The sequence below is a fragment of the Nostoc cf. edaphicum LEGE 07299 genome, from assembly GCF_015207245.1.
Classification (GTDB): domain Bacteria; phylum Cyanobacteriota; class Cyanobacteriia; order Cyanobacteriales; family Nostocaceae; genus Nostoc; species Nostoc edaphicum_B.
In genome coordinates this window covers 1-4,263 of record NZ_JADEXF010000491.1, presented here as the reverse complement: position 1 = coordinate 4,263, position 4,263 = coordinate 1, and the positions used below count along the sequence as shown (strand labels likewise).

The 4,263-nt window shown below is 44.8% G+C and carries 3 protein-coding genes; 2 read left to right on the top strand and 1 reads right to left on the bottom strand.

What is annotated here, in order from left to right; translation table 11 throughout:
- Positions 1–75: 75 nt before the first annotated feature.
- Positions 76–615: a P-loop NTPase family protein gene (locus IQ229_RS15425; protein WP_194045070.1), complete on the bottom strand. Its 540-nt coding sequence runs from the start codon at positions 613–615 to the stop codon at positions 76–78.
- A gap of 285 nt (positions 616–900) precedes the next feature.
- Here IQ229_RS15425 and IQ229_RS15420 point away from each other — a divergent pair, with 285 nt between their 5' ends.
- Positions 901–3,282, top strand: coding sequence for a phosphoketolase family protein (locus IQ229_RS15420; protein ID WP_194045068.1), 2,382 nt, complete (start codon positions 901–903; stop codon positions 3,280–3,282).
- Between the two features lie 246 nt (positions 3,283–3,528).
- A partial coding sequence (locus IQ229_RS15415) for a Crp/Fnr family transcriptional regulator (protein ID WP_194045066.1) occupies positions 3,529–4,263 on the top strand: 735 nt, incomplete at its 3' end.

The following is a 4,263-nucleotide window of genomic DNA, read 5'->3' as shown; positions in this document are numbered from 1 at the left end:
CACCAGTAGTAGACTTGAAATCTAATCGCATTGAAATCACGCCTCCGCCTGGGTTATTGGAAATTAATAATTAGGTTATTCCTCACCTTTAAAATTAACCTCCTGCTCAATTGATTTAAAAAATTGCGAAATCTCTTTAGTTGAGCGAATATGATAAACAACTTTAGTGCTTTGAGCCTGCTTGATATACTCACGGTATTTTGGAGTCAAATATTTGTGGCATAACCAAAGCACACGGTAGCTAGTAAGCGAACTCTTCAATATTGGACTGTTTTCGGGCCAGCCTTCTGGCGGTTGAAAGTAACCTGTGATAAATCTTTTAGTTACCCACCAAAAATGCACATACAGAGGTAGATCGACAAAAATCAAAGTATCCGCCTCGTCAAGGCGTTGCCAGAGAGTTTCCATACAACCAAACCCGTCAATAATCCATTGGTCAGTAACTAAAATTTGCTTGTGGGCGCGTTTATAGTCTTCATGCGGAACTTCAGTACCCCCTGATTGATATTGAATATTATCCAAAACGTGAAGTGGCAAACCAGTGATTTGGGATAATCTCTTGCTGAGAGTTGATTTCCCGCCTCCAGTATTGCCAAACACTGCTACTTTTTTCATCGTTACTTTCCTTTTAGTGCAATATATTTCAATACCGCTAAAAGTAGCATTAGATTAGACTTTACAAGTAGATAATTATAACGAAGAAAAACCGATTGATAGTATTAATTAATAGCCGCAGCTACGTCCGTTGTAGACATCACTTTCCATGCTGTGCCCAAAGCCAAGGAATTTAGTCACAAAGGCTGAAAAAATTCATCATCGGTTAGATGGCCATAATTTTGAAAATAAGTAGAATTACATACTGGTGAATCCGTCAAAATCCTTTTGTAATGGAGTGTCGCAATGACATTAGCCAGTCCTCTACAAACAAAGCCTTTAACAGATGAAGAATTACGTAAGATAAATGCCTACTGGCGTGCAGCTAACTATCTTTCTGTTGGGCAAATATATCTACTCGACAATCCGCTACTGAGAGAACCGCTAAAGCTGGAACACGTCAAACCCAGGCTCTTGGGTCACTGGGGAACAACACCAGGGCTGAACTTTATCTATGCTCACCTGAATCGGGTCATCAAAAAATATGACCTAAACACGATCTATATTGCTGGCCCTGGTCATGGAGGGCCTGGACTGGTAGCCAACACCTACCTAGAAGGCACTTACACCAAGTACTACCACAACATCTCCCAGGATGCTGAAGGAATACAGAAACTCTTCAAGCAGTTTTCTTTCCCTGGTGGGATTCCTAGCCACGTTGCACCGGAAACTCCTGGTTCGATCCACGAAGGCGGGGAACTAGGTTATGCCCTCGTCCACGCTTTCGGTGCTGCCTTCGATAACCCTGATTTAATTGTTGCTGCTGTTGTCGGTGACGGTGAAGCTGAAACAGGTGCTTTAGCAACTAGCTGGCATTCTAACAAGTTTCTTAACCCCGTACATGATGGGGCTGTACTGCCGATCCTGCATCTGAATGGTTATAAAATTGCCAATCCAACAGTATTGGCAAGGATAAGTCATGAGGAATTAGAAAGCTTGTTTGTCGGCTACGGCTACAAGCCATACTTTGTTGAAGGTGACGATCCCGCAGATGTCCACCAGCAGATGGCGGCGACTCTAGATATAGCGATCGCCCAAATTCAAAGCATCCAAAGAGAAGCCCGCGTACATGGTTTCACTGAACGTCCCCAATGGCCGATGATTGTCTTGAGAACCCCCAAAGGTTGGACAGGGCCCAAGGAAGTTGATGGCAAAAAAACTGAAGGTTTTTGGCGATCGCACCAAGTTCCCTTTGGCAACATAAGCAAACAGCCAGAACACCTGAAACTCCTAGAAGATTGGATGAAGAGTTACAAACCAGAAGAACTCTTCGACGCTAACGGCACACTAATCCCAGAACTAGCAGAATTGGCTCCCAAAGGTCATCGACGCATGGGTGACAATCCCCACGCTAACGGCGGTCTTTTGCTGTGCGACCTGAAAATGCCCGACTTTCAAAAGTATGCCGTAGATGTTCTCAAACCAGGGCAAGCGATCGCTGAAGCTACCCAAGTTGCCGGAAAATTCCTGCGGGATATCATGCAACTTAACCAAGAAAGCCGCAACTTCCGCATCCTTGGCCCCGATGAAACGGTATCAAATCGCTTAGGCGCTGTGCTAGAAGTCACAAACCGGGATTGGGCAGCCCAGATACTCCCCGAAGATGACCACCTTTCCCCCGACGGTCGGGTGATGGAAATTCTCAGCGAAACTAATTGTCAAGGATGGTTAGAAGGCTACCTCCTTACTGGACGCCACGGATTTTTCTCTTGCTATGAGGCGTTCATCCACATCATTGACTCAATGTTCAATCAGCACGCCAAATGGTTGAAAACCACCAGAGATATTCCCTGGCGTAAACCGATTGCTTCCCTCAATTATCTGCTCACCTCCCACGTTTGGCGGCAAGACCATAACGGCTTCTCTCACCAAGATCCCGGTTTTATTGACCATGTAGTTAATAAAAAAGCAGAGATCGTTCGTGTGTATTTGCCCCCTGATGCCAACACTCTGCTATCAGTAACCGATCACTGTCTCAGAAGCCGTAACTATGTCAACGTCATTGTTGCTGGAAAGCAACCAGCATTGCAATACCTAAATATGGATGCTGCTATCAAGCATTGCACCAAGGGCATCGGTATTTGGGAATGGGCAAGTAATGACCAAGACGGTGAACCAGATGTAGTAATGGCTTGTGCTGGGGATATTCCCACCTTAGAAACTTTAGCGGCTGTGGACATTCTGCGTCAGCATTTCCCTGAGTTAAAGGTGCGGGTAGTGAACGTAGTCGATTTAATGACACTACAGCCAAAAAGCGAACATCCGCACGGTTTGAGCGAAAAAGACTTTGACACGATTTTCACCACCGATAAACACATTATCTTTGCCTTTCATGGCTATCCCTGGTTGATTCATCGCTTAACCTATCGCCACACTAACCACAATCAATTGCATGTGCGTGGTTACAAGGAAGAAGGAACCACCACCACTCCTTTTGATATGGTTGTGCTTAACGAACTCGATCGCTTCCATCTAGTGATGGATGTAATTGATCGCGTACCAAAGCTAGGATATAGGGCAGCTTATGTCAAACAGCAGTTGCAAGATAAGCTGATTGAACACAAACATTACATTGAGAGGTACGGCGACGATATGCCGGAAATTCGCGATTGGAAGTGGCCCTATTAAAAGGGAATGAGGATACAGAGGCAGAGCGGAAACTCTTCTGCCTGCTTCTCCCTTTTTTAGGAATTACTGGAAGAAATTGGTACTGAATTACAATTTTCTTAAAATACGATTTAATCTAGCGTTCTAAGTTGTGAAGTTTACAACTTCTAGATATCAAACCACCTTTTGACATATTGGGACTAGTTACTGGCTTCTCTCAAGTTCATCAGTTGCTTTTGAAGGAACAGTTGTACTTGTAGGTTCTCCATGTCAGTATCTAACCAACCTCATCTACCAATAGAAAATCAGATCCTTGCTGCTCTTTCAGAGGCTGAATATCAACGCCTAGTTCCCTATTTAGAGCCAGTCGAGCTTTCAGTTAAGCAAGTCCTCTACAAAGCCAATGAACCAATAACACACGTCTATTTTCCCCATCAGTCAATAGTTTCTTTAATCTGTACCCAGAAAGATGGCTCGACTGTCGAAGCTGGCATAGTGAGCAATGCTGGCATGGTAGGTGTTCCTGTAATTTGGGGCAGTAACACTACAAATACAACTGCGTTTGTGCAGATTACAGGCAGTTCTATGATGATGAAGACAGAGTTGCTCCAAGCCGAGTTTAACCGAGGTGGAGAGCTTCAAAGTTTGCTGTTGGGTTACACTCATGGGCTGTTCACTCAGGTTACACAAACATTCGCCTGCAACAGCCTCCACACTATAGAGCGACGACTGGCTCGTTGCTTGCTCTTCATCGCTGACCGCGTACAATCAGATACATTCGTGCTAACTCAGGAATATATTGCTAAAATGCTGGGCTGTCGTCGCACTGGTGTTACGGAGGTAGCAGGTAGACTCAGCCGAGCTGGAATCATTAGCTACAAGCGAGGAGCGATCGCCATCCTGAATCGGTCACGCTTGGAAGATACATCTTGCGAATGTTATTTGATGATTGAGGAATACGCTCGATTGCTTGGCGTACCGAGCCAGTCTGCTCTCCAAAAT